The organism is Actinophytocola sediminis (assembly GCF_054779715.1).
Map to the genome: position 1 here is coordinate 95,362 of NZ_BAAGXS010000024.1, position 24,238 is coordinate 119,599.

Sequence of the window (24,238 nt, forward strand, 5' to 3'; positions counted from 1 at the left end):
CTCCACAGACCATGAGTGAGATCAGGCTGGACGGCCGGGTCGCCGTCGTCACCGGCGCCGGGCGCGGGCTCGGCCGCGAGCACGCGCTGCTGCTCGGCGCGCGCGGCGCCGCGGTGGTCGTGAACGACCTCGGCGGCGCGCTCGACGGCGCGGGCGGCGGGGCGTCCCCCGCCGAGCAGGTCGTCGAGCAGATCCGGGCCGCGGGCGGGACCGCGATCGCCGACACCAACGACGTCAGCACCCTGGAGAGCGCCTCCCGGATCGTCGCCACGGCGACCGAGACCTACGGCCGGCTCGACATCCTGGTGAACAACGCCGGCATCCTGCGCGACCGCTCACTGGCCAAGCTGACCCCCGAGGAGGTCGGGCCGGTGCTCGACGTCCACCTCGGCGGCACCATCTGGATGAGCAAAGCGGCCTGGCCGGTCATGGTCGCGCAGGGCTACGGCCGGATCGTCAACACCACGTCGGCCGCCGGCCTGTTCGGCAACTTCGGCCAGACCAACTACGCCGCGGCCAAGGCCGGCATCTGGGGGGTCACCAAGACCCTCGCGATCGAAGGGGCCCGCAACGGCATCCAGGTCAACGCGATCGAGCCCGGCGCCCGCACCCGGATGACCGAGAACCTCCTCGGTGACCTGGCCGACCGGCTCGACCCGAGCCTGGTGGCGCCCGCCGTCCTGTGGCTGGCCGCCGAGGAGTGCGCGACCACCGGCGAGGTCTACAACGTTGGCGGCGGCCGGGTGGCCAGGGTCGTGGTGGCCCAGACGCCCGGCTTCTTCTCCCGTGAGGTCACCGCGGAAGCCCTGCGGGACAACTGGGACACGGTGAACGACCCGGACCTGGCCGAGGTCATGACGACCTTCCAGCAGGAGATGACGGTCCTCATGGGGCTGCTGTCGGCGGTCGCCGATGCGTGAGCTGCGCGATCCCGAGCACGAGCTGATCGCCACGGCGATCCGCGAGCGCGTGGCCGAGTTCGACGACGACTACTGGTCGGCGTGCGACCGCGACCACCGGTTCCCCTGGGAGTTCTTCCACGCGCTCGCCGAGGGCGGCTGGGTGGGCCTGGCCATCCCCGAGCAGTACGGCGGCGGTGGCCGCGGCGTCACGGAGGCGGCGATCCTGCTCCGGGAGATCGCCGCGTCCGGGGCGGCCATGAACGGGTGCACGGCCCTGCACATGAACGTGTTCGGGCTCCAGCCGGTCATCAAGTACGGCAACGACCGCCTCAAGGAGACCTTCCTGCCGCCCGCCGCGGCCGGCGACCTGCACGTCGCGTTCGCCGTGACCGAGCCGGACGCGGGCACCGACACCTCCCGGATCACCACGCGTGCCGTCCGCGACGGTGACGGCTGGCGGATCAGCGGCCAGAAGATCTGGACGAGCAAGGCGCTGGAGTCCTCGGTGGCGCTGCTGCTCGCCCGCACCGCGCCCGCGCCCGACACCGAGGCCGGCCGCTTCGACGGGCTCAGCCTCTTCCTGATCGACCTGGACCGCGACCACGTCGACATCCGGCCCATCCCCAAGGCCGGCCGCAACGCGGTCGCCACCTGCGAGACCTTCTACGACGAGCTCCCGGTCGAGGGCTGGCGGCTGGTCGGCGAAGAGGGCAAGGGCTTCAAGCACATCCTGTCGGGCCTCAACCCCGAACGGATCCTGATCGCCGCGGAGGCGACGGGGATCGGCCAGGCCGCGCTGCGCCGGGCCACGGACTACGCCAAGGTCCGCCGCGTGTTCGACCGGCCGATCGGCAGCAACCAGGCGCTGTCCCACCCCCTGGCCGACTCCTACGCGCGACTCGAGGCCGCCTGGGAGCTGACCATGATCGCCGCCGCCCGGTACGACGCCGGCCTGTCCTGCGGCGCCGAGGCCAACATGGCGAAGTACCTCGCGGCCGAAGCGGGCTACGACGCCGCCGACCGTGCGGTGCAGACCCACGGCGGGCTCGGCTACGCGCAGGAGTACCACGTCGAGCGCTACTGGCGGGAGGCCAGGATCATGCGCCTGGCGCCGATCAGCCAGGAGATGTCGCTCAACTTCATCGCCCAGCAGGTGCTCGGCCTGCCGAGGAGCTACTGATGCGCCGCCTTGAAGGCCGGGTGGCCTACGTCCTCGGCGGCGGGAGCGACGGTCCGGCCCGGCCGGGGGAGACCCTGCCGATGGGCAACGGGCGGGCGATCGCGCTGCGCCTCGCGGCCGAGGGCGCGACGGTCGTCGTGGGGGACAAGGTGCTCGCCCGTGCCGAGGCGACGGTCGCCCACCTCGCCTGCCCGGGGCTCGCGGTCCAGGTCGACGCCGCCGATCCGGCCTCCTGCCTGGCCGCGGTGGAGTCCGCTGTGGACCACGGCGGCGGCCGGCTCGACGTCGTGGTGTGCAACGTCGGGCTGTCGGGGCGGGAGCCGCTGAAGGTCCAGAGCCTCGAGGACTGGGAGTTGGCCGCCGACGTCAACGTCCGCTCGCACTGGCTGACCGCGCAGGCCGCGCTCGGCCCCATGCTCGCGCGGGGGTCGGGGGCGTTCGCGTTCGTCGGCTCCACCGCTGGCGTCTACAGCAGCCGGCGCTCGTTGTCCTATGAGGCAACGAAAGCGGCGCAACTGGCCGTGATGCGCCACGTCGCGGTCCGGTACGCCGATCGCGGCATCCGGGCCAACGCGGTGGTGCTGGGCAACATCGACTCGGCGCTGGTGCGCCGCGAGTTCGGCGACGCGCCGGGCGCGGCCCGCGCGGCGGTCGTGCCGATGGGGCGGGAGGGCCGCCCGGAGGAGGCCGCCGGCGCGGTGGCCTTCCTGGTGAGCGACGACGCCGGCTACGTCACCGGCCAGAGCCTGCTCGTGGACGGCGGCGTGAGCGCGGCCTGGCCCGTCCCCCCGGTCGTTTCGTGAACAGGAGCAGCAGATGACCAGTGTTGTTGTCAGCGGCGTCGGGATGAGCCCGTTCGGGAAGTTCCTGGACAAGTCGATGAAGGACCTCGGCCGGGTCGCGGTCGACGCCGCGCTCACCGACGCCGGCATCGAGGTCAAGGACGTCCAGGCGATGTTCTTCGCGAACGCCCTGGCCGGGCTGATCACCGGCCAGGAGTGCATCCGGGGAGAGGTCGTCGGCTATCCGCTCGGCCTGGCCGGCATCCCGATCCACAACGTCGAGAACGCCTGCGCGTCCGGCGGCAACGCCCTGCACCTCGCGTGGCTGGCGGTCGCCTCCGGGCTGTACGACACGGTGCTCGCCCTGGGTGTGGAGAAGGCGAACCACGAGGACCGGCAGCGCACCTTCAGCGCGTACGCCGCGGGCATGGACGTCGAGCAGGGCTTCGCGACCGGCGACGGCGCCGGCCAGGAACGCAGCCCGTTCGTCGACCGCCAGGCGCGGCTGGCCGCCACCCTCTTCGACGAGCGGGGCGTGACGATGGCCGGGCTGGCCAGGGTCGCCTCGCGGTCGCTGGAGAGCGCCCGGCTCAACCCGTTCGCCCACCGGCGCTTCGGCGGCTCGCCGCAGGACGTGCTGGACGCCCGCGTCGTGGTCGAGCCGCTGACCGTGCTGATGAGCTCGCCGATCAGCGACGGCGCGGCCGCGGTCGTGGTGACCAGCAGGCCGGTCGCACCGGCCAGGTCGGTGGACATCCTCGCCTCCCGGATGGCCACCCGCCCGCCCGCCGACCAGCCGGACGCGCCCAACGCGGTCGCGGCGTCGGCGCTGGCGGCCTACGAGCAGGCCGGTCTCGGGCCCCGGGACATGGACCTGGCCGAGGTGCACGACGCCTCGGTCGCCTACGAGCTGATGGCGTGGACCGACATCGGGCTCTGCGAGCCGGGCGACGAGCAGCGCTGGGCGATGGACGGCGTGACGGCGGCGGGCGGCGCGCTGCCGGTCAACCGCTCCGGCGGCCTGGTCGGCCGCGGCCACGCCCTCGGCGCCAGTGGCCTGGCCCAGGTCCACGACGTCGTCCGCCAGCTGCGCGGTGAGGCGGGCGAGCTGCAGCTGGCGGACCCGCGCCGGGCGGTGGTCCAGATCGGCGGCGGGGTCGTCGACTGGCTGACCGCCGCGTCGAGCGTGCACGTGCTCGGGAACGGCTGAGCCGTGTCCGACCTCGTCATCGACGCCCACCTGCACGTCTGGGACGCCACCTGGCTCCCGGAGGGCCTGCGGCGTGCGTGGGCAAGGCAGGGCGCGGGGCGGCGGCTGCCGGAGCGGCACCCCGACGAGATCCTCGCCCATGTCGCCGTCGGCCAGAGCGACCCGGACGCGGGCCTGACGGTGGCGGCGTTCGACCGCGTCGGCGTCGCGGCGGGCCTGATCCCGGTCGTCGACTGGACCATCGTGGGCGCCCCGACCGGTGAGCACCTCCCGATCGGCGCGCTCAACGCCCGGTACGAACAGCTCTGCGCGCGCAACGAGGGGCGGCTGTACTTCGCGGCGGGACTGGACCCACGGCATCCCGACGCCCGGGTCCTGTTCGAACAGGCGGCCGCGCACCCGCACTGCCGCGGGTTCAAGCTCTACCCGGCCGCCGGCTGGGACCTGCGCGATCCCGCGCACGCCTGGCTGTTCGCGGCGCTGGTGGACCGCGAGCTGCCGGCGGTCATCCACTGCAGCCCGCTCGGCGGCGACCCGCTGCAGGTGGTGCGCTGCCGGCCGGCCGAGGTCGGCGCCCTGCTGGCGTCGTACCCGACCCTGCGGGTGTCCTTCGCCCACGCGGGCATCGAGGCGTGGTGGAGCGAGGCGCTCGACTGCGCGACGGGCTGGCAGCACGCCTACCTCGAGCTGTCGTTGTGGCAGCGCCTGGCCGCCGCCGACTACCCGGAGTTCCGGCGCCGGGTCCGGGCGATGCGTGCCCAGATCGGGGCCCATCGGCTGGTCTTCGGGTCCGACATCTGCCGTGGCCCCAGGGAGGACGCCGACGGGAACGACCTGGCGCGCTTCGTCGGCATGGTGCGTGACCTCGCCGCGCCGCACGCCGGCGACCCCGCGGTCCTCACCGACGACGAACTCGGGCTTTTCCTCGCGGGCAACGCCATCCGCCTGTTCGACCTCAAGGAGTTCACATGAGCGATTCTCTCGGCGCGCTCTTCGCCAACGCGGGCGAGCGGTTCCACGACAACGTGGCGGTCACGGTCGGGACGCAGCGCCGCACCTTCGGCGAGGTGATCGACAACGGCTGGCGGCTCGCGCACGCGCTGCGCGACCGTGGGGTCGCGCCGGGCTCCTTCGTCGCCGCGATGCTCGGTGCCAACCGGGTCGAGTCGCTGGAGGTCTACGTCGGCCTCGCCCTCGGCGGCTACACCGCCGTGCACGTCAACGACCGGCTGACCGCGCCGGAGGTCGACCACGTCGTGTCCGACTCTGGCGCGGTGGCGCTCGTGCACACCGACGGGCCGGCCGGGGTCGCCACCGCGATGGCGACGACCACCGACCTCACGGCCTGGTTCGCGATCGGCGGCGACCCGCCGGCCGGGGCCGAGGCCTACGCCGAGGTGCTCGCCGGTGCGTCCAACGAGCCAGCACCCGGCCAGGTCGACCCGGAGGACATCGCCCTGGTTGGCTACACCAGCGGCACGACCGGCTTCCCCAAGGGCGTCCTGGTCAGCCACCGCGCGGTCGTCAACTGCGTCAAGCTGGTGCCCTTCGCCTACCGCCTGCCGCTCCAGGGGCACGCGGCCTTCCCCGGCGGCTGGTCGTTCGTGTCCGGGCTGTGGGGGGTGATCTTCCCGCACTTCTACACCGGCGGCACGGTCGCCTTCATCCCCGGCGCCACCCCCGACGAGTGGGGCCGCCACCTGGTCGAGCACAAGGCGACGTTCACCCTCGGCCTGACCCCGCTCATCCCGGGCCTGATGGAGGCGCTGCGGCTGCACCCGGCCGCCCTCGACACCCTGCAGTCGGTGCTGCACTCCGGCGGTCCGCTGCCGCCCGAGCTGGCCGCCGACCTGGTCGCCCTGATCGAGGACCGTCTGGTGGAGACCTACGGCATGACCGAGGTGGTCGGGCCGATCACGATCTCCAACCGCGCGGACTGGCGTGGCCTCGGCGACGCGGACAACATCTTCGAGTCCGTCGGCCGCCCGCTGCCGACGTCCGCGATGCGGGTCGTCGACGCCGACGGGAACCCGCTGCCGGCCGGCGAGATCGGTGAGCTGGTCATCGAGGCGGACACGATGTTCTCCGGCTACCACAACCAGCCGGAGAAGACGGCGGCCGCGCTGCGTGCCGGCGCCTACCACACCGGGGACCTCGGCTACCGCGACCAGGCCGGCTACTACTACCTCACCGGACGGGCGCAGGAGCTGATCATCACCGGTGGCGCCAACGTGTATCCGGCCGAGGTGGAACGCGTCCTGGTGCTGATGGCCGAGGTCGCCGAGGCGGCGGTCTTCGGCCTGCCGGACGAGCGCTGGGGCGAGGCGGTCGCCGCGGCCGTCGTCGTGCGTCCCGGCTCGACCGTGACCGCCGACGAGGTCCGGGACTTCGCCCGGTCGCAGCTGGCCGGGTTCAAGAAGCCGGTCCATCTCTTCTTCGTCGACGAACTGCCCCGCAACGCGGCGATGAAGGTCATGAAGCACGTACTCAAGGAGCGGTTGGCCGACGCGGCCGGCTCGACAGGAGGCCAGCGGTGAAACTGGGCATCAGCGAGCTGTTCCCCGCGTCCGGGCCGCGCGACGGGCGGTGGTCGATGGACGCCGCGCAGCTGATCGAGGAGCTCGGCTACAACTCGGTGTGGCTGCCAGAGCACGTCGTCTTCTTCCCGACCTACCGCTCGCAGTACCCCTACGAGTCCGGCGGTGCCCAGGAGGTGCACCGGACGCTCGGGGTCTACGACCCGCTCGTGCTCGCCGGCGCGATCGCCGCGGCGACCACGACGCTGCGGATCGGCACGTACGTTCTCGTGGTGCCGCAACGCAACCCGGTCGTCACCGCGCGCCAGGTGGCCAGCGTCGACCGGCTCAGCGGCGGCCGGTTCCAGCTCGGCGTCGGGGTCGGCTGGTCGGCGGAGGAGTACGCCGCGCTGGACGTGCCGTTCGAGCGCCGCGGCGAGCGCATGAACGAGTACCTCGCGGCGATGCGTGCCCTGTGGGACGAGGAGGAGGAGACCGCGTTCGCCGGTGAGTTCGTCGAGTTCGAGCCGCTCTACTGCTTTCCCAAGCCGGCCCAGAAGCGGCTGCCGGTCATCGTCGGCGGCAACAGCAGGGCGTCCCTCGAGCGGATCGTGGCCTACGGCGACGGCTGGGCCGGTTACAGCCGCACCCACGAGGACATCAGGGTCTTCGTGGACAAGCTCACCGTCCTGATGGATGCCGCCGGCCGCGACATGTCCGAGCTGTCCCTCAAGGTGGGCCGGCGCAGCAAGGGCACGACGGAGCAGGACTGGGCGGACGACCGCGCCTACATCGAGGAGGCGTTTCGCGTCGGCATCGACGAGGTCGTGGTCTCCCCGAGGATCGCCGACGAGAACTACGAGCGGGACATGCGGCGCTACGCCGAGATCGTCGGCCTCTGAGGGGGCTCAGATCGACCAGTGCATGCCACCGTCGACGCTGACCGTCTCCCCGGTCACATACGACGCCGGCCCGGACGCGAGGAAGGCGACGAGCGCGGCGGCCTCCGCCGGCCTGCCGAACCTGCCCGCCGGGATGCGGTCGCGGATCAGGGCGGCGCGCGACTCCTCGGTCGGGTACGTCCGCCGGGCCTGCTCGCTGTCGACCCGTCCTGGCGCGACGCAGTTGACGGTGACGCCGTCCCGCGCGACGGTCCGCGCGAGGGCCTTGGACCACAGCACGCAGGCCGCGACGGCGGCCTGGGCGGGGGACACCACGGTCGGCTCCAGCAGGCCGACGAAGTTCACCACCCGCCCCTGTCCGCTGGTGCGCAGCATCGGCAGCAGGGCGTCGGTGAGACGCCGCTTGGCGTGGAAGTTGAGCTCGAACTGCCGGTGCCAGAGCTCCTCGGTGAGGATCTCGCCCGGCTGCTCGGCGGCACCGGCGACGTTGGCCAGGACGTCGACGCGGCCGTGCTCGGCCGCGACGGCGCCGGCGATCCGTGCGGCGACCAGCGGGTCGGTGAGGTCGGCCTCGACCACCAGCGGCCGGGCGGCGACCGCCGCCACCTCGTCGGCGACCTGGTCGAGGAGTGCCCGGCGGCGGGCGACCAGCACCACCTCGGCGCCCTCGGCCGCGAGGGCGAGTGCGGTGGCGCGACCGATTCCGGCGCTCGCTCCGGTCACCACGGCGACGCGTCCGGCCAGCTGTAGGTCCATCGATTCCGTCCTTCCGTACAAAATCAAGCAAGTGCTTGATACATTAGCCGACGGAGAGGTGTCGTACGGGTAATGTGCAGCAAGCGCTTGATTCAATGAGGGGATCCGCCCATGACCATCCAGGCTGACCGGCAGCCGATGCCAGGTCTCGACTACCTGATCATCGGCGCCGGCGTCTGCGGGCTCTACCAGCTCCACCAGCTTCTCGAGCTCGGGGTGTCGGTGCGGGTCGTCGACGCGAACGCGGGCCTTGGCGGGACCTGGTACAACAACCGCTACCCGGGGTGCCGGTTCGACTCGGAGTCCTACACCTACCAGTACTCCTTCTCCCAGGAGCTGCTCGACGAGTGGGACTGGAAGGAACGCTTCGCTCCCCAGCCGGAGACGCTGTCCTACCTCGAGCACGTCGCGGACCGGTTCGACCTGCGTCCCCACATCAGCCTCAACACCAGGGTCGAGCGGGCCGAGTGGATCGAGGACGGTCCGCACTGGCTGGTGACGATGGCCGACGGCGAGCAGGTCCGCACCCGCTTCGTGCTGTGTGCGATGGGACTGCTGTCCGTGCCCACCTACCCGAGGATGGCCGGCCTCGGCACCTTCGGCGGGGTGGAGACCCACACCTTCGACTGGCCGGAGGGACTCGACGTCACCGGCAAGCGGGTGGCCGTGATCGGCACCGGAGCCAGCGGCGTGCAGGTCATCACGGACGTCGCGGACAAGGTCGAGCGGCTCACGGTGCTCCAGCGCGACGCCAACTGGTGCGCGCCGCTGGGAAACCAGCCGATCACGCCCGAGGAGATGGCGCGGCTCCGCGCGTCCTACGACGAGATCTTCGCCTGGTGCAAGGAGACGCCGGCGGGCTTCGTGCACCGCCCCGACCGCACGCGCTCGACCGACGTCACCCGCGAGGAGCGGCTGCGGCACTGGAACGACCTCTACGACAACGGTCACGGCGCCGCGCTCTACATGGGCAACTACCGCGACACGATGATGGAGGCCGGTCCCAACCGCGAGCTGTCCGAGTTCGTCGCCGACCGGATCCGGCAGCGGGTCGACGACCAGGAGGTCGCCGAGCTGCTCATCCCCAAGGACCACGGCTTCGGCAACAAGCGGGTCGCCGGCGAGTCCGGCTTCTACGAGGTCTTCAACCAGGACAACGTCGAACTCGTCGACCTGATGGCCAACCCCGTCCGGGAGATCACCGAGAACGGCATCCGCCTCGACCTCGGCGACGACAAGGTGCGCGACCTCGACGTCGACATCATCGTCTACGCGACCGGCTTCGACGCCGTCACCGGACCGTTCGACCGGATCGACTTCCTGGGTGTGGGCGGCGTGCGGCTCAAGGAGCAGTGGCAGGACGGCCCAGAGACCTGCGTCGGTGTCCAGGTCACGAACTTCCCCAACCTCTTCATGCTGGTGGGCCCGCAGTCCGGCTCCGCGTCGGCCAACTTCCCGCGCGGTATCGAGGACGTCGTCAACTGGATGACCGAGACCGCCCGCCACATCGAGGCAGCCGACATCGTCCGGATCGAGGGCAGGCGCGAGGCGGAGATCGCCTGGGTCGACCACGTCCGCGAGATCAACAGCCGACTCCTGCTCGCCCACTCGAAGTCCTGGTTCAACGGACACAACATGAACCTCGACCGCGACGACAAACCACGCGTGATGGTCTACCTCGGCGGCGCCCCCCGCTACCGGAAACGCCTCCAGCAGGAGATCGACGACGGCTACCCGAGCTTCGAACTCCGCACAGCGCGGGTTTCTCCTGGACGGCCCGGCCTCATTCCGGACAGGATGGATCCCGGAACCTGACGATGGCCGATCCGCCGTCACGGTCTCGCTCAGACAACTCATCGCCGTCGGTCTGCTCGCGCCGGGCACGGTGCTCACGAGCCGTCCCGGCAACTGGGCCGACCGCGAAGCCACCGTCCTCGAGAACGGCGATCTGCGCCTCGACGGCCGGGTCTTCAACTCGCCGTCCGCGGCGGGGCATCACGTCCGCAAAGGTGCGACCAACGGCTGGTACTTCTGGTCCGTGCCGGACGGCAGGCGGCTCACCGACCTTCGTAAGGCCTACCGCGCCAGCCACTGACCCCGGATGGTTCCGCGCACCGTCGAGTCACCGGATCACCAGCTGAGAGCACCAGGACGTCGGGACGTAGGATGTCCGCGCACAGTGGTCGGTCAGGGGACCGGTCAGGGGACACTGTGGACGGTACGAGCGAAGGAACATGGCATGGGACCCTCGCAGGACCAGCGGATGGCGGTGATCAGCCGCCGCGTCGTGTTCGTTCTCGGGATCGTGCTGGCCGCCGGGGCCGTTGTCGCGTTCGTCAGTGACCAGACGGTGGTCGGCATCGTGCTGATCGTCGTCATCTTCCTCGCGGTGCTTGGCCGCGGGCTCATGACGGTGTTGCGCGGGCAACGCGCGCTCGCGGACCGGGAGCGCGCCCAGGTGCCCGACGGCCCGGCCCTCGCCGCCGGCGCGCCGGCGCCGGTGGACGCCGTGGTCGCCGCGCTGGTCGGCATGAACAGCGACGGGCTGCCCTACCGGATCGACGCGTCGCCGGGTGCGGAAGGCGTGCGCGTGGACGTGCGCTGGAAGGACGAGGAACTGCGTTGGCAGACCCTGTTCGTGCGCGGGTCCCAGGCCTACGCGTGGCGCATGGAGGTCGACCTCGACCCGGCCAAGGGGCGGTACAAGTTCGTCGAGCACTCCGGACAGGCGTCCGTGCGTGCCGCGGCCGGACCTCAGGGGGCGGCGGTCCACGGCGCCTGGTCCTGGAAGAAGGGCAAGACCTCCGGCGGCACGTCGGCGACCTTCGTCGAGGGCGCCGACGGCCAGGTCACCGTGTCCGGCCCGGCCGGACCGCGCACCTCGTGGGAGGGCGCGGTCATGATCAAGCCGGCGGACGCGAAGGTGCCGGTGTTCACGGTCCTGCGCAACCACGGCTGGCGGCCGCGCTTCGACGGTCCGTCGGCGCGCCTGTTCGAGAAGTAGGGTCACAGCGCCAGCGGGGCCGAACCGAACGCGACGTTGAAGCGGTCGCACCAGATGACCACACTGCGCAGGCCGTCGAGGTCGGCGTCGGCGGGGATGTCGTAGTTGTGGCTGCCTTCGGTGGCCTTGATCTCGCCGAGCGCCACGAACCGGCCGTCGTCGTACTTGCCGAGTTCGCCGCCCGCGGTCGCGTCGGACAGCCACACGTGGACGTCGGGGCCGTCGGAGGTGGCGAAGTCCTCCAGGCGGAGTACCCGTGTGCCGTCGGGGAGTTCGAGGACGCGTGCGGTGCCGGCGGTCTCGTGCTCCTGGCTGGTGAACGCGCCCTCGGCGAGGACGGCCGGCTGGGGCGGCGGCGGCGTGGTCGTCGGCGACGAGGTGTCGGTCTGCGCCGCGACCGGGGCCGCGACCGGGGCCGGCTCGTCGAGGTGGCTGCTGGTGAACGCGCGCCACGGCTCGAACAGGGCGAGGCCGACGCCGAGGCCCACCACCACGACCGCCACCACGACCCACGCCACCGGTTTCCTCATCAGTTGTCGCATGCACTGATCCTGGCCGAGACCAGGACGCCGACCTAGTTACCGAATTCTTAACGCTCAGCTCGCCACTCTGCGTTGGCCCTCGGTCACCTTCTCGGGTGCGATCGTGCCCCGAATGCCGATGGCGGGCCCGACCCGGGTGCGCCAGGTTGTGCTCATGGGAATTCGATCGTCGAGGCGGGCCGCCTCGCTCGCCGTCGCGTGTCTGCTGTCCACCCTGCTCACACCGGCCGCCGCGGCGGCGGCGCCCGCGCTCGCGGCCGACGTGCGGTTTCTCGGTGACCATGTGGTCGCGCAGTACCAGGACTTCGAGGGCACCACGCTCGGCGGCTTCTCCGGGATCGACCGGGATCTGCGCACCGGTGAATGGGTGCTGATCAGCGACGACCGGTCCGACCGGCAGGCCGCCCGGTTCTACACCGCCGAGATCGACCTCGACGCCGAGGGCGTGCACGACGTGCGGTTCACCGCCACGCACCCGTTCCTGCGCCCGGACGGCGAGGTCTACCCGCCGTCGTCGGCCGGCGACGGCACGACCGTCGACCCGGAGGACATCCGGATCGACCCGTGGACCGGGAGGTACTGGTGGAGTCAGGAAGGGAGCCGGCCACACAGCACGCCCACCCCGACCGACCAGCTCATCCAGCCGTCGATTCGGCAGGCCGGTCGCGACGGTGCGTTCGCGGGCCAGTTGCCGCTGCCAGGAAACTACGAGATCACCACCGCTGAGCACGGCCCTCGGCGCAACCTGTCGCTGGAGGCGATCACCTTCGGCCTCGGCGGTACGCTGTTGACCAGCGCGGTCGAGTCACCGCTGATCCAGGACGGCCCGTTGCCGACGCCGACAGAGGGGGCGCTGTCGCGGGTCACCGTGCACACCCGCACGGGTGGGGTGGTCGCCCAGTTCGCCTATCCGCAGGAACCGCTGTTCGCCGCGCCGAACCCGCCTGGGTCCTTCGCCGACTCCGGCATCCCCGAGATCCTCGCCCACCCGGTCGACCCCACCCGCTACCTGGTGCTCGAACGGGGCTACTCCACCGGATTCGGCTACAACGTGAAGTTGTTCGAGATGACGACGATCGGCGCCACCGACGTCCAGCACATCGACTCGCTCGCCGACGCCGACGTCACCCCGACCCGCAAGCGGCTGCTCGTCGACTTCAATGACCTGCCCCTGCCCATCATCGACAACTTCGAGGGCATGGCGTGGGGACCGCGGCTACCCACCGGCGAACGCAGTCTGCTCGTCGTCAGCGACGACAACTTCTGGACCGGCGAGAACAACCGGTTCGTCGCCCTGGCCATCGGCTGATCCCGCGAGCTACCTACGGGATCATGATGCACGGCTCGCAGGGCATGCCGGCGAAGCGCGGTAGCCACTGCATGTCGTCGGCGGGCAGTTTGGCGCCACAGCGCGCCGCCACGACCGGGTTGTGCTCGACCCCGGGTACCAGCGGAAACAGGTGAATGACCCGGCGGGACTCGAGCGCCGCGCCGCTCTTGAGCCGGCCGAGGAGTAACGCCTGTTCGGAATAATCACACTCGGGTGACGGAGTGGTAGTCTGGGCCGTTCTTATCATCGCTGCCGCGAGTTCCGCGATCGGCCCATGAGAACGTGGGGTCCCGACACCGACTGGCCTGTGCCACGCGACGTCCACCACTCGCGCCACCTCCCCGGCTTGATTCCAGATTAATCCTGATGCACGATTAATCTGCTGTCAAGGACGGTGCCGATCTTAGGGGAGTGTGATGAACGGCTACGATCCGACCACGATCGATGTCTTCCCTGCTGACGGATGGTCGTCGGCGAAGTTCTGCGGTCCCAACGGAGGCAACTGCGTCGAGGTCAACCTCGGCACGCGCGGCGCGGTCGGTCTCCGGGACAGCAAATCGGCAGGTGGCCCGGCGCTCGCGTTCACCGAGGTCGGCTGGGGCCGGTTCCTCGACGCGGCGAAGGCGGGGCAACTGGTCCGCGAATAGCTGGTCGCGGTAGGGTTTAGCGATTATTCCGCGTGGAGACGCACGTGGTCACCTCGCCTGTCGGAGCTACCGCGGTAGTACTGGTGGGCTACAGTGATCCACTCGTCAACTCCCCGTAGTGAAGAAGCGGAGACCCCGGTGTCCAGCACGGTGACGTCGCGGCGCAGACAGCTCGGCAACGAGATCCGTCGCGCCCGGCTCGCTGCCGGGATGACCCAGCACGACGTCGCCGCGTTGCTCGGCTGCGGACAGGGGAAGATCAACAAGATCGAGACGGGAGCGGTCTCGGTCAAGCAGTCGGACCTCAAGCAGATGCTGGATGCCTTCGGGGCCAGCAAGACCGAGGCCGACATGATGACGGAGCTGGCGCGCAACAGCAGCGGTCAGCGTGGCCAGTGGTCGGGGTACCGGTCGGCGGTGCCGCACTGGTTCCGCACGTTCACCGATCTCGAACCAGCGGCCTCGGAGATCCTGAGCTGGCACGGCGAGCGCATTCCGGGGCCGCTGCAGTCCGAGCACTACATGCTCAAGCAGTTCGGCGAGGCCAGGGCGACCGACGTGACGGCGCTGGTGCGCAACCGGCTGGAACGCAAGCAGGTCTTCGACCTCCGGCGGCCGCCGTACTACCGGTTCATCCTCGGCGAGGCCGCGTTGCGCCGGATGCCGGGCGGCCCGAGTCCGTCGGTCGCGCTCGACCAGGTGCAGAATCTACTCGACCTGGGTCAGCGCTACCCGCGGACGTTCATCCATGTGCTGCCGTTCGACACGAGGCTGTCCTTCGTGCCGAACGACTTCACTATCATGCGGTTCTCCGACGCCACGAAGGATTTCGTCTTCGTCGAGCACGCGGCGGGCGGTGTCTACATCGACGACGAGGGCGACTTCGAGTTGTTCGTCGATGCCTGGGACCGGCTGCGGGGCTCGGCGCTGGAACGTACCGAGACCGCGGAGTTCCTGGAGAAAATGGCCCAGGATTTCCGGACGCAGATACGTGTGTGAAAGGACCACGACGTGACCGATGCTGAGCAGGATCCGTTCCCGCCCCAAGGGGTCGACCTCGAACACCCCAGTGTGGCCCGCGTGTACGACTGGTACCTGGGCGGGACCGCGAACTGGGCGATCGACCGCGAGTTCGGTGAACGCGCCACGTCCATGTTCCCCCTGCTGCGCCCGATCGCGATCGCCAACCGGCTGTTCCTGCACCGGGCGGTGCGACACCTCGTCCGGCTGGGCGTGCGGCAGTTCGTGGACATCGGGTCCGGGGTGCCGACCATGGGCAACACCCATCAGGTGGCCGACGAGGTGTCCTCGGACTCGAGGGTGGTCTACATCGACAACGAACCGGTCGCGGTCGCGCACTCCCAGGTGTTGCTGGAGGAGAACGGCGACCCCGACCGGCACGCGGTGATCAACGCCGACCTGCGCAACCCGGACCGGCTGTGGCAGCGGGTCATCGAGACCGGCGTGCTGGACATGGAGCAGCCGATCGCGCTGATGTGCATCGCCGTGCTGCACGTCCTGCAGTTGGACGCCGACGGGGTCGACATCACCACACAGGCGATGGCGCGGTACCGGGAGTTACTCCCTCCCGGCTCCTACCTGACCATCTCGCACGGCACCGACGACGGCGTGCCCGACGACATCGCCGAACAACTGGCCGAGCTCAAGAGGATGTACGACAACTCGAGCACCCGCGTGCTCTGGCGCCCCCGCGACGAGATCCGCCAGTACTTCGGTGACTTCGAGCTGGTGGAACCAGGCATGAGCTGGTCCCAGTCCTGGCACCCTGAGGAAACCGGCCCGAACTCCCCGGTGATCGAGTTCGACAAGCCGAACGAAGCGGTGGTCTGGGCCGGCGTCGGCCGCAAACCCGCCGCTCGCTGATGTCCGGTCATTGTCTGTCTGGTCTTTGCCTGTCTGGTCATTGTCTGTCCACTCATTGCGTGTCCACTGACTGCCTGTCCGCTGTCGGCACGACCGAGCGGAGTACCAGGTACGCGGGCAGCCCGATCGGTGAGAGCAGGATGGTGAAGACCAGGACCGGGGCCATGATCAGCGGGTGAACCCCGCGCCGGCGGCTGTCCAGGTACATCCACCTGCCGACGAACAGGTCCCAGGCGATGATCTGCGCCCAGAACACCGTGATCGCACGCGGATCGGTCAGCAGCGCGTCGGTCGCCGCCAGCGTTGGCTGCGTCACCAGGCTCCACAGTGGACCGAGCAGGGGGAACGCGGCGATCACCCACACCACGAGGGTGGGCGCCACGATCCAGGGCGAGGACACGATGCGCCCGGTCCACCGCCAGGTCGGTGCGAGGACCATCAGTGCCCAGAACGGCGTCGCCACCCAGAACGCGGACGCGAACAAGGTGCTGATCACGCCGCGACCTCCGCGAGCTGACCGGAATCCCGGAGGTCCCGTGTGGACAGTGCGCGGAGGGCGCCGACGACGGTCACGGCCGCGAGCAGGCCGAGTGCGCCCAGCGTCCAGGCGTCCGGCGCGACCACCGACTGGCCGCGGAACGCCTGCCAGGTGGTGATCAGGAACAGTCCGCCGTAACCGATCGCTCCGGCCACGACGAGCCGGGCGCGCGTCGACGTGGCGCGCAGTGCGGGCCACCGGCGGGCGGCGACGGCCAGCCCCATCGCCAGCAGCGGGAGGAACTGCAGGGCGTGGATGCCGATGAAGTGCGGTACCCGCAGGTCGCCGGCTTCGGTGCTCCACCCGGTGAGCGGCAGGCCGGGGCCGCCGTCCACCACGCCGACGGCGTGCCCCCCCAGCGCGTCGGGCTCGCTCCCGCGCGCGAGCGCGGCCCGTTGCTCGGGGGTGGGATCGGCCATGAAGAACGCCACCGCCATCCCGGCGAGCGAGATCAGCAACCCGAGTCGGATGGCCAGGGCGACCGGGCGCTCGGCGAGCCGTTCCCGCAGCAGTACCACGCCCTGGGCGAGGTTGAGCACCCAGACCGCGCCGACCGACACCCCCATGATCTGGAAGACGAGGTTCTCGAATGCGGACGTGTTGTTGAAGTGGCTCAGCTCGCCGCGGGCGGCCTGGCCGACGATGGCGACCATCTCCACGACGAGGAAGACGGCGGCGGCGGTGCCGGTCCACCACATCCACCGGCGCGGTCGTCGCTGCAGCGACATCAGCCATGCCCAGGTGAGGGCGTACAGGCCGAGGGAGATGGCGAACTTCAGCGGTTTGAGCCAGACCGGCGCGCCGGTGAGCACCCGGTCGTCGACGACCAGGCCGACGATCGCGACGGCGCCGGTCACGGCCATGAGCCCGGCGAAGTACATGAGTGGTCGGTGCCAGTCCACGGCCCGACGCAGAAGTGTGGTCATCGAGGTTCCCTTGCTGATAGTGGAACTATCGGTAGCTAAACTATCAGCAATGGGGAAGAGTTCCCACCAGGGGAGGTGGACGTGCGGATCGCCGAGTTGAGCCGCCGCGCCGCGGTCGCGGTGCCGACGATCAAGTACTACGTGCGCGAGGGGCTGCTTCCGGTCGGCGAACGCACCGGCCCCAACCAGGTCAGCTACACCGAGGCGCACGTCGGTCGGCTGCGCCTAGTCCGTGCGCTGGTCGAGGTCGGCGGCATGTCCGTGTCAGCCGTGCGCGCCGTGCTCGCCGCCGTGGACGAGCCGGACGTGTCCCTGCACAAGGTGCTCGGCGCGGTCTCCAACAGCCTCGACCCCTTGGTCGAGCCGGCGGCCGACGACCCGGCCTGGGCAGCTGCCAGGGCACGGATCGAGGGTCTGCTCGATCGGCGTGGTTGGCGGGTGGGCCACGACCACCCCGCCGTCGACACCCTGGCCGGACTGGTGGTCACGCTGGACCGGCTCGGTCACGACGAGTTCACGGCGATCTTCGACACCTATGCGGCCGCGTGCGAAGTCGTCGCCGAGGCCGACGTGGACTGGGCCACCCGGTCGGCGAGCGTGGACGAGGCGCTGGAGTCGGTCGTCGTCGGCACCGTGCTCGGCGAGGCGGCGCTCGCGGCGTTGCGACGCCTGGCGCACGCGCACGTGTCCCGCCGCCTGAGCGAGTCACCGGCGGAGTCATCGGGACCGGGTGACGAGGTTGAGGACCATTGCGCTGGGTATGCCTCTGATGTCGAAGCGAGCAGAGGAGAGCGTGATGGCAGGTCTGTTCAACCGAATCAAGAGCTTCATGCGCAGCCCCAAAGGGCAGCAGCTGACGGACAAGGCGCAGAGCGTGGCGAAGGATCCGCGCAACCGTGAGCGCGCCCGTCAGGCCGCGCAGAAGTTTCGCCGTAGGCGTTGATCGAGGTTGATTGAGTAGGTGTCAGGTCCCGCTCATTTGACTGCTCCGGTGGTCAGGCCGGCGATCACCTGGCGCTGCAGCACGAGGAACAGGGCGATGGGGACCAGCATGATGATGGTCGCCCCGGCCATGGCGCCGGTGACGTTGTACCCGAACTGCGACTTGAAGCCGGCCAGGGCGAGTTGCACGTTGTGGTTGGACTGGGTGACCGTGAGCAGGTTGGCGAAGAAGAACTCGTTCCAGATCTTCACGAACGCCACGACGCCCACGGTGGCGATGGCCGGTCGCGACAGCGGCAGGATGATCAGCCGCAGCGTGGTGAAGTACCCGGCCCCGTCGATGCGGGCGGCTTCCTCGATCTCCGGGGGCAACGACAGCAGGAAGGACCGCATCACGATGAACGAGAACGGGAACTCCAGCGCCGCGTAGAAGATCATCATCCCGATGCGGGAGTCGAACATGTCGAGCTCGCGCACCACGAAGAACACCGGCGTCGCCAGGCCAACCAACGGGATGGCCAGCGCCAGGGAGAACATGGCGACGAGGAAGTTCTTGCCGAGGAACGCGTAGCGGGCGAGCGGATAGGCGGCAAGGAACGCCACGGCGACGGCACCCAGCGTGCCACCGGTGGCATACAGCAGCGTGTTGAGCACGTAGATGTGCAGCTGGATCTCGGTGAACGCGTCGAGGTAGCCCTGGAAGGTCGCGGGGGAGGGGAGAAAACCCGTGCCCGAGTAGACCTGCGGGCCCGTCTTGAAGGAGGACAGCATCACCCACCCGGTCGGCACCAGCGACAGCAGGGAGACCACGGCGAGGAGGCCGTAGATGAGCACCAGCGCCAACGGACGCGGCCGGGTGCGGCGGCGGAGGACGGCGGTCACCGGGCTCGCTCGCCGATCCGGAAGACCCGCCGCACCGTCACGATGAGCACGCCACCCAGCAACAGGATCACCGAGCCGGCGGCGTTGGCGTAGCCCCACTGCCCCTGGACGTAGGCGCGGTAGGCGTACAGGCCGAGGGTGGTGGTGGCGTCGTTCGGGCCACCGGCGGTCAGGATGTAGACCAGGTCGAACATGCCGATGTCGACCAGGAGTCGCAAGAGGACGACGGTGCCGATGATGTTGCGCAGCAACGGCAGGACGATGAACAGCTGGCGCTGGAGCAGGCTCGCACCGTCCACTTCGGCGGCTTCCAGGAGTTCGGTGGGGATCGAGGCCACCTCCGCCATGACGGCCACTACCACGAATCCGATGACGAACACGAAGGTGCCGGCCACCGCCCATCGGGCGGTACCGCTGTCGAACAGCCAGTCGTGCTGGCCGCCGGTGACGGGTGCGAGCAGGTTGTTCAGCAGGCCGTAGGACGGGTTGTAGAACATCGAGAACACCAACGCGTACGCGGCGCCCGAGATCACGAACGGGATGAAGATGATCGTGCGGAAGAGCTTCCAGCCCGGCACCTTCATGGCCAGGGCCATGCCGACCGCCACACCGAGCGGCACCTGGATGACCATGGACGCGCCGCAGTAGAAGAGCGTGTTGCCCGCGGCCTGCCAGAACACCGGGTCGGCGAACAGCTGGCGGTAGTTGTCCAGTCCAGTGAACGCGAAGTCGACACCGCCCCAGCGGGAGAACGCCGTCACGGCCAGCACGACGAGCGGCACCAGGAAGAACAGGGCGAACAGGACGAGAGCGGGCAGCATCGAGACGACGACGTGGCCGCGCATGCCGGTGGGGATGGGTGGCCCGGCCGTTGGTGTGGACGCCGGTGTGGACGCTGGCTTGTGCGTGGTGCCCACCGGGCTAGCTCCCCGCCGAGGAGTCGGCGGCCAGGCGCGACAGGAAAGCGTCCGTGTCGATCTCGCCCCGGACGTAGGCCGGCCACAGGTTCTTCCACGCCGCGTCGATGCTCCCCGGCGCGTGCACCCTGGCGTGCGGGAAGATGTTGGCAACCTGCGGGATCTGGGTGACCAGGCGCGAGCTGAGCGGCTCGAGCCCGGCCGCCTCGACGGTGGCGGCGGGCACCTTGACGGGTGGGTTGGAGCCGGTCGCCTTGGCCTGCCTGACGACCTCGTCGGTGGCGGACATGAACTTCACGAACGCGTCCACCGCCTCGAGCCGGGTCTGGTCGGTCGTGCTCGACACCCAGCCGGCGCCCGAGACGACGATCAGCCCCTGGCCAGCGTCCCAGCCGGGGGACGGGGCGTACTCCGTGTCGTCGTGCAGGCCCGGTGCGGCGTTGGCCGACAGCAGGTTGGTCTTGACGAACCATGGTCCATTGGGGACGGTCGCGGCCTCGCCGGCGAGGTACTTCGAGGCGGCGTTCTGGAAGTCGCCGGAGAAGGAGTCGGCGTTCACGTAACCCCTGGTCTGCCAGCTTCGCAGGCGTTCGGTGGCCTCGACGACGGCCGGGTTGGTCGACCAGTCCCTGCTGGTGGCGATCTCCTCGGTCAGGAAGTCATCGCCCGCCGGTTGGGTGCCGATGAGGTTGGACCACATCAACAGGGTCGCCCAGTCCCCGTCGAGGGCGATCGGGGTCACGCCGGCGTCCTTGAGCCTGTCGGCCATGGCCTCGAAGTCGTCCCAGGTGGTGGGGAACGAGTCGTAGCCAACCGCGGCCAGGAGCTTCTTGTTGTAGAAGATCCCGATGGGGTCCTGTTGCTGGGGAATCGCCCACCGCTGTCCGTCCTTTCCGGACAAAGCGTCGAAGGAGCGGGGCTGGAACGAGTCAGCCCAGGTCGCGTCGGCCTCGAGGTCGGGCGCGAAGTCGTGCAGCCTGCCCGTGGTCGACAACGACTTGATCTCGGCGCTGTTCAGCTGGAACACGTCGGGCAGGTCGTTGGCCAGTGCGAGGCGCTGGAAGTACTGCAGGCGGTCGGCGCTGGAGCCGGCGTTGGCGTTCTGCAGCGTCCGGACGTGGTATTTGCCCTTGTTGGCCGCGTTGAAGCGCTGGGCGGCCTCGAAGTTGTACTGCAGGAACGGGTCCGTTGTGGACTCCTGGCAGGTCGCGCAGGTGATCTCGATCTCGCCGGCCGCGTTGGTCGGCCCGTCTTCCGCGCTCGAGCAGGCGAGGGTGCCCGCCAGCAGAACGGCGGTTGTCGCGGCGAGGACGGTCTTGGTGCTACGCATGGTTCGCCTCACTTCGTCGTATGGCGTGGGGTGGCTCGTCGGTCAGTAACCGACGATCGTCGGCCAGTGCCGCTCGACGCCGGCATCGTCCAGTTCGGACTGGAACTCGCCGAGCAGCGTGTCGTCGGCGCGTACCTGGGCGGGGGTGAGGTCCCTGGCCGCGCAGAAGCCGATGAGGTGGCCGTCGACCTCGCCGATGTTCCACTCCACCAACGGCATCCGGTAGGCGCCGTTGGTGATGTGCGTGGTGCCGATGTTCTTCGCGCCGGCGAGCAGGTTGGTGACCCGCACGGGAACGAGCGCGCCAAGGGGCAGCTCGAACGGGCAGCAGCCGATGTCGATGTAGGAGTCGCCGCCGGTGGAGGGATGCAGGTCGATGCGGTACATGCCGACCCCGACGCTGTCGCGGTGCGCCACCGCGCCGCGGTCGCCGCGCACCTCAAGGGAGATCTCCTGCTCGACGATCGTGTGCTCGGCCACGATGCGCCGTGACTCGCGGATGTAGGGCGCCTTGGCCAGCCCGTCGGGACTGTCGCCAAGCACGTCACCGCGCAGCCGCAGCCCCGGCCAGCCGGTGCCGCCGTCGGGACGCGGAGCGGCCGTCTGCAGCCAGTACAACAGGCTGCGCGACAACTCACGGGCTCGCTTGAGATGGAACTCGGCCTGGTCGGCGGGAACGTCGAGCACGGGACCGTCCCAGTAGTCCATCTGCGGCCAGTTCACCAACGTGATGTCGGATTCGTAGGCACCGGGCAGGAAGTTCCGCGCGGCCGCGATCCGGCGAAAGGTCCACAGGTTGCGGTCCATGCGCCCCACGCGCTGGTCGGCGTAGTCCGGCCGGATGAGCATGTGGTCCTCGACCGGGTTCGGGACGAACGTGTGCTGCGAGCGCGCGAGCGTCTTGGGATGGGGCGCGGTCAACGACAGCCTGCCCGCCGGCCAGTCGGTCGCCGACGAGGTCAGGAAGTGGTCGTAGCTGTCGGGGCGCGCGATCGTGAAGTCCCGACCCGCGACGTGGTCGATGGCGAAGCACACCGAGATCGGCTGCATGTTGAGCGGCGCCGGCAGTGCCGGCGCGTGCGGTTCGCCGGTGACATCCCGCGACTCGGCGCCGGTGACGTACTCGACGCCAGCCAGCGGCAGCAGGTCGCCGGTCTCCGTCGCGTCGACGAACCAGGTGGCGCTCACCGTCGTCAGCTCACCGGTACGTCGATCACGTAGCGTGACCGACTCCAGGGTGTCGGGGTCGTTCGTGGTCGACACGGCCACCGGTTCGTGCGCCAGCAGTACCTGGATGCGCCCGGCGGCCCGGTGCGGCGCGACCAGGGCCTCGATGACGGCGAGGGACACCCTCGGCTCCAGACACAGGTCGGAGACCTTGGCGGAGCCGGGATTGAAGGCCGCCGCGCGGCGGGCCGCCGCCGTCAGCGGGTAGTGCTGGCGGTAGTAGTCGCGAGCGGCATCCCGGAACTGACGATAGGTGGCCGTGCTGCCGAACCGCTCGATCCACAGGTGCTCGTCCGGGGGAACACCCTGGCTCGTCAGGACGCCGCCGAGCCAGTCGGTCGGTTCGGTCAGCACGACGCGCACGCCGCGACGCGCCGCGGCCAGCGCGGTCGAGACGCCGCCCAGGCCACCGCCGACTACCAGAAGCTGTGTCTCAAACTCGGTCATGCGGAGATCTCACCACTGGAAATGCGCCGGTAACATGGCCAGAGTGAGCGACCCTGTGTCTGGAATTGATGTCGCGGCCCGCCGCCTGCGGATCGTCGACTCGGTGGTCCGCGGTGTCGTGCACCCTCCCGGCTCCCAGATCGGGCCCCGGGCGCAGGGCAACGTCCAGCTGCTGTTGATCCATGCCGGAACAATGGTCGTGCGCGTCGACGACCGCGACCCGTATGTCGTCCCCGCCGGACAGATGTGCGTCCTGCTCCCCGGGCACACCGAGGTGATCGGCTTCGCCGAGGGCGCCGAGACCCGCCAGACGCTCGTCCGCGGCACGCTCGACGAGCTCACCCCACCCATGCACCAGTGGCTGGAGGCGGTCCGCCCGACCAGGCCGTTGTCCTCGGCGCTGACCTACCTGGCGCGCGAGGCCCTGATCACCGAACAGACCCGCCTCACCGCCCAGGGCGCGCTGGTCGACGCGTTGGCCACGGCACTGCTGTGGCGGTTCATCGCCGAGTTCGAGAACCTGCCGGCCGCGCTGCCCGCACCCATCGAGGACGCCCGGCTGTTCATCCACCGCAACGTCCAGAACGACATCGACCTGGCGGCCGTCTCCTCGGCCGCGCGGGTGAGCCCCGAGCACCTGGTGCGCCTGTTCCGCGAGCACATGGACACCACGCCCATGCGCTACCTGTGGGACCGGCGGGTCACCCACGGAATCGAGCTGTTGACCAGCACGGGGCTGCCGGTCGGCTCGATCGCGACGGGGTCGGGCTTCAAGACGAGCTTCCATTTCGCGCGCCGGATCAAGGAGGCCACCGGCCTGTCGCCAACGGCGTTGCGCGCGTCCACCTGGTCCCAGCGCCCCACTCCGTAGCCGATCACCGAACGCCGGCGCGGCGGGCGCGGGTGAGTGCGAGCCTGCCGAGGATCACGGTGGTCAGTCCCAGTACCAGCGCCAGCGCGCCGCCGACCACTCCGTTGCCCGTGCCGGGGCCACCGTCGGCGACGGCCAGGTTCAGCGCCCCACCGACCATGGCGACCAGTCCCGACACCAGGGCCACGACGGCACCCGGTTTCCCGCCGTTGCCGACACGGCGGCCGGCGCGGGCCAGCGCCACCCCGCCGACGACCCCGCCGGCCAGCCCCAGCAGCGCGGCCGAGGTGGCCCAGAGTCGTCCGGCGGTCAGGGCGTAGGGGTCGACGCCGGCGGACTGGGCCATGGCGTGCGCGAGCACGTACGGGACGGACATGAGAACGCTCCTCCTACGACGGGTGTCGCCAGAGCATGTCCGCCGGAGCCACCGCCGGTCGTCCTGCTGACACGGACATTCCACGCTGCCGCGAACGCCGTAGGAACGGGGAAACTACCGCCGTCGT

Annotated in this window: 26 protein-coding genes; 16 read left to right on the forward strand and 10 right to left on the reverse strand. The window is 70.2% G+C overall.

Going from position 1 to position 24,238, the window contains the following annotated elements; translation table 11 throughout:
• Positions 1 to 11: 11 nt before the first annotated feature.
• From ACYVIP_RS16735 to ACYVIP_RS16765, 7 genes are read left to right on the forward strand one after another with little or no spacing between them, the layout of a single operon-like run.
• The gene (locus ACYVIP_RS16735; RefSeq protein WP_460397160.1) at positions 12 to 920 is read left to right on the forward strand and encodes an SDR family NAD(P)-dependent oxidoreductase; all 909 of its coding nucleotides are present in this window, start codon (positions 12 to 14) and stop codon (positions 918 to 920) included.
• Positions 913 to 2,082 (forward strand): acyl-CoA dehydrogenase family protein, encoded by a 1,170-nt coding sequence (locus ACYVIP_RS16740; RefSeq protein WP_460397162.1) that lies wholly within the window; start codon positions 913 to 915, stop codon positions 2,080 to 2,082. Before ACYVIP_RS16735 ends, ACYVIP_RS16740 begins: the two co-directional genes overlap by 8 nt.
• The gene (locus ACYVIP_RS16745; RefSeq protein WP_460397164.1) at positions 2,082 to 2,885 is read left to right on the forward strand and encodes an SDR family NAD(P)-dependent oxidoreductase; all 804 of its coding nucleotides are present in this window, start codon (positions 2,082 to 2,084) and stop codon (positions 2,883 to 2,885) included. Before ACYVIP_RS16740 ends, ACYVIP_RS16745 begins: the two co-directional genes overlap by 1 nt.
• A gap of 13 nt (positions 2,886 to 2,898) precedes the next feature.
• Positions 2,899 to 4,074 carry a thiolase family protein gene (locus ACYVIP_RS16750; RefSeq protein WP_460397166.1) on the forward strand — a complete coding sequence of 392 codons (1,176 nt, stop codon included), beginning with the start codon at positions 2,899 to 2,901 and terminating at the stop codon, positions 4,072 to 4,074.
• 3 nt (positions 4,075 to 4,077) lie between these two features.
• Positions 4,078 to 5,046: an amidohydrolase family protein gene (locus ACYVIP_RS16755; protein WP_460397168.1), complete on the forward strand. Its 969-nt coding sequence runs from the start codon at positions 4,078 to 4,080 to the stop codon at positions 5,044 to 5,046.
• On the forward strand, positions 5,043 to 6,611 hold the full coding sequence (locus ACYVIP_RS16760; RefSeq protein WP_460397170.1) for a class I adenylate-forming enzyme family protein: 1,569 nt from the start codon (positions 5,043 to 5,045) through the stop codon (positions 6,609 to 6,611). Before ACYVIP_RS16755 ends, ACYVIP_RS16760 begins: the two co-directional genes overlap by 4 nt.
• Entirely contained in the window at positions 6,608 to 7,492 is an 885-nt protein-coding gene (locus ACYVIP_RS16765; protein ID WP_460397172.1) for an LLM class F420-dependent oxidoreductase, read from the forward strand. The genes ACYVIP_RS16760 and ACYVIP_RS16765 overlap by 4 nt, the downstream gene beginning before the upstream one ends.
• A gap of 6 nt (positions 7,493 to 7,498) precedes the next feature.
• Here ACYVIP_RS16765 and ACYVIP_RS16770 read toward each other — a convergent pair whose 3' ends face one another.
• Positions 7,499 to 8,248 carry an SDR family oxidoreductase gene (locus ACYVIP_RS16770; RefSeq protein ID WP_460397174.1) on the reverse strand — a complete coding sequence of 250 codons (750 nt, stop codon included), beginning with the start codon at positions 8,246 to 8,248 and terminating at the stop codon, positions 7,499 to 7,501.
• Positions 8,249 to 8,359: 111 nt separating this feature from the next.
• On the opposite strand from ACYVIP_RS16770, the gene ACYVIP_RS16775 reads away from it, so the two are divergent.
• From ACYVIP_RS16775 to ACYVIP_RS16785, 3 genes are all read left to right on the forward strand, one after another.
• Positions 8,360 to 10,063 carry a flavin-containing monooxygenase gene (locus tag ACYVIP_RS16775; protein ID WP_460397176.1) on the forward strand — a complete coding sequence of 568 codons (1,704 nt, stop codon included), beginning with the start codon at positions 8,360 to 8,362 and terminating at the stop codon, positions 10,061 to 10,063.
• The gene (locus ACYVIP_RS16780) at positions 10,050 to 10,343 is read left to right on the forward strand and encodes a restriction system modified-DNA reader domain-containing protein (protein ID WP_460397255.1); all 294 of its coding nucleotides are present in this window, start codon (positions 10,050 to 10,052) and stop codon (positions 10,341 to 10,343) included. Before ACYVIP_RS16775 ends, ACYVIP_RS16780 begins: the two co-directional genes overlap by 14 nt.
• 144 nt (positions 10,344 to 10,487) lie before the next feature.
• Positions 10,488 to 11,252 carry a hypothetical protein gene (locus tag ACYVIP_RS16785; RefSeq protein ID WP_460397178.1) on the forward strand — a complete coding sequence of 255 codons (765 nt, stop codon included), beginning with the start codon at positions 10,488 to 10,490 and terminating at the stop codon, positions 11,250 to 11,252.
• A gap of 2 nt (positions 11,253 to 11,254) precedes the next feature.
• Here ACYVIP_RS16785 and ACYVIP_RS16790 read toward each other — a convergent pair whose 3' ends face one another.
• Positions 11,255 to 11,794 (reverse strand): DM13 domain-containing protein, encoded by a 540-nt coding sequence (locus tag ACYVIP_RS16790; RefSeq protein ID WP_460397180.1) that lies wholly within the window; start codon positions 11,792 to 11,794, stop codon positions 11,255 to 11,257.
• Positions 11,795 to 11,948: 154 nt separating this feature from the next.
• Here ACYVIP_RS16790 and ACYVIP_RS16795 point away from each other — a divergent pair, with 154 nt between their 5' ends.
• Positions 11,949 to 13,103, forward strand: a complete 1,155-nt coding sequence (locus ACYVIP_RS16795) for an esterase-like activity of phytase family protein (RefSeq protein ID WP_460397182.1) — start codon at positions 11,949 to 11,951, stop codon at positions 13,101 to 13,103.
• A gap of 13 nt (positions 13,104 to 13,116) precedes the next feature.
• Here ACYVIP_RS16795 and ACYVIP_RS16800 read toward each other — a convergent pair whose 3' ends face one another.
• The gene (locus ACYVIP_RS16800) at positions 13,117 to 13,452 is read right to left on the reverse strand and encodes a hypothetical protein (protein WP_460397184.1); all 336 of its coding nucleotides are present in this window, start codon (positions 13,450 to 13,452) and stop codon (positions 13,117 to 13,119) included.
• A gap of 88 nt (positions 13,453 to 13,540) precedes the next feature.
• On the opposite strand from ACYVIP_RS16800, the gene ACYVIP_RS16805 reads away from it, so the two are divergent.
• From ACYVIP_RS16805 to ACYVIP_RS16815, 3 genes are all read left to right on the forward strand, one after another.
• A complete protein-coding gene (locus ACYVIP_RS16805) occupies positions 13,541 to 13,771 on the forward strand; it encodes a DUF397 domain-containing protein (protein WP_460397186.1) in 231 nt (76 codons plus the stop codon).
• Between the two features lie 138 nt (positions 13,772 to 13,909).
• On the forward strand, positions 13,910 to 14,770 hold the full coding sequence (locus ACYVIP_RS16810; protein WP_460397188.1) for a helix-turn-helix domain-containing protein: 861 nt from the start codon (positions 13,910 to 13,912) through the stop codon (positions 14,768 to 14,770).
• A 12-nt stretch (positions 14,771 to 14,782) separates the two neighbouring features.
• Entirely contained in the window at positions 14,783 to 15,655 is an 873-nt protein-coding gene (locus tag ACYVIP_RS16815) for an SAM-dependent methyltransferase (protein WP_460397190.1), read from the forward strand.
• Between the two features lie 52 nt (positions 15,656 to 15,707).
• On the opposite strand, the gene ACYVIP_RS16820 is transcribed toward ACYVIP_RS16815, so the two are convergent.
• Both ACYVIP_RS16820 and ACYVIP_RS16825 read right to left on the reverse strand, forming a co-directional pair.
• Positions 15,708 to 16,151 (reverse strand): ABA4-like family protein, encoded by a 444-nt coding sequence (locus ACYVIP_RS16820; protein WP_460397192.1) that lies wholly within the window; start codon positions 16,149 to 16,151, stop codon positions 15,708 to 15,710.
• Positions 16,148 to 17,119: a hypothetical protein gene (locus ACYVIP_RS16825; RefSeq protein ID WP_460397194.1), complete on the reverse strand. Its 972-nt coding sequence runs from the start codon at positions 17,117 to 17,119 to the stop codon at positions 16,148 to 16,150. Before ACYVIP_RS16825 ends, ACYVIP_RS16820 begins: the two co-directional genes overlap by 4 nt.
• Positions 17,120 to 17,200: 81 nt before the next feature.
• Here ACYVIP_RS16825 and ACYVIP_RS16830 point away from each other — a divergent pair, with 81 nt between their 5' ends.
• Positions 17,201 to 18,019 (forward strand): MerR family transcriptional regulator, encoded by an 819-nt coding sequence (locus tag ACYVIP_RS16830; RefSeq protein ID WP_460397196.1) that lies wholly within the window; start codon positions 17,201 to 17,203, stop codon positions 18,017 to 18,019.
• A 75-nt stretch (positions 18,020 to 18,094) separates the two neighbouring features.
• Here ACYVIP_RS16830 and ACYVIP_RS16835 read toward each other — a convergent pair whose 3' ends face one another.
• Genes ACYVIP_RS16835 through ACYVIP_RS16850 form a run of 4 tightly spaced genes read right to left on the reverse strand, consistent with a single transcriptional unit; the run spans position 18,095 to position 22,864 of the window.
• Positions 18,095 to 18,943 (reverse strand): carbohydrate ABC transporter permease, encoded by an 849-nt coding sequence (locus ACYVIP_RS16835; RefSeq protein WP_460397198.1) that lies wholly within the window; start codon positions 18,941 to 18,943, stop codon positions 18,095 to 18,097.
• Entirely contained in the window at positions 18,940 to 19,860 is a 921-nt protein-coding gene (locus ACYVIP_RS16840; protein ID WP_460397200.1) for a carbohydrate ABC transporter permease, read from the reverse strand. The genes ACYVIP_RS16835 and ACYVIP_RS16840 overlap by 4 nt, the downstream gene beginning before the upstream one ends.
• Before the next feature lie 4 nt (positions 19,861 to 19,864).
• Positions 19,865 to 21,190 (reverse strand): ABC transporter substrate-binding protein, encoded by a 1,326-nt coding sequence (locus ACYVIP_RS16845; RefSeq protein WP_460397202.1) that lies wholly within the window; start codon positions 21,188 to 21,190, stop codon positions 19,865 to 19,867.
• A 42-nt stretch (positions 21,191 to 21,232) separates the two neighbouring features.
• Complete coding sequence (locus ACYVIP_RS16850; RefSeq protein ID WP_460397204.1) at positions 21,233 to 22,864, reverse strand: FAD-dependent oxidoreductase; 1,632 nt, start codon at positions 22,862 to 22,864, stop codon at positions 21,233 to 21,235.
• A gap of 43 nt (positions 22,865 to 22,907) precedes the next feature.
• Here ACYVIP_RS16850 and ACYVIP_RS16855 point away from each other — a divergent pair, with 43 nt between their 5' ends.
• Positions 22,908 to 23,735 (forward strand): helix-turn-helix transcriptional regulator, encoded by an 828-nt coding sequence (locus tag ACYVIP_RS16855; protein ID WP_460397205.1) that lies wholly within the window; start codon positions 22,908 to 22,910, stop codon positions 23,733 to 23,735.
• A gap of 4 nt (positions 23,736 to 23,739) precedes the next feature.
• Here ACYVIP_RS16855 and ACYVIP_RS16860 read toward each other — a convergent pair whose 3' ends face one another.
• Positions 23,740 to 24,111 (reverse strand): DUF6223 family protein, encoded by a 372-nt coding sequence (locus ACYVIP_RS16860; protein ID WP_460397207.1) that lies wholly within the window; start codon positions 24,109 to 24,111, stop codon positions 23,740 to 23,742.
• Between the last annotated feature and the right edge of the window lie 127 nt (positions 24,112 to 24,238).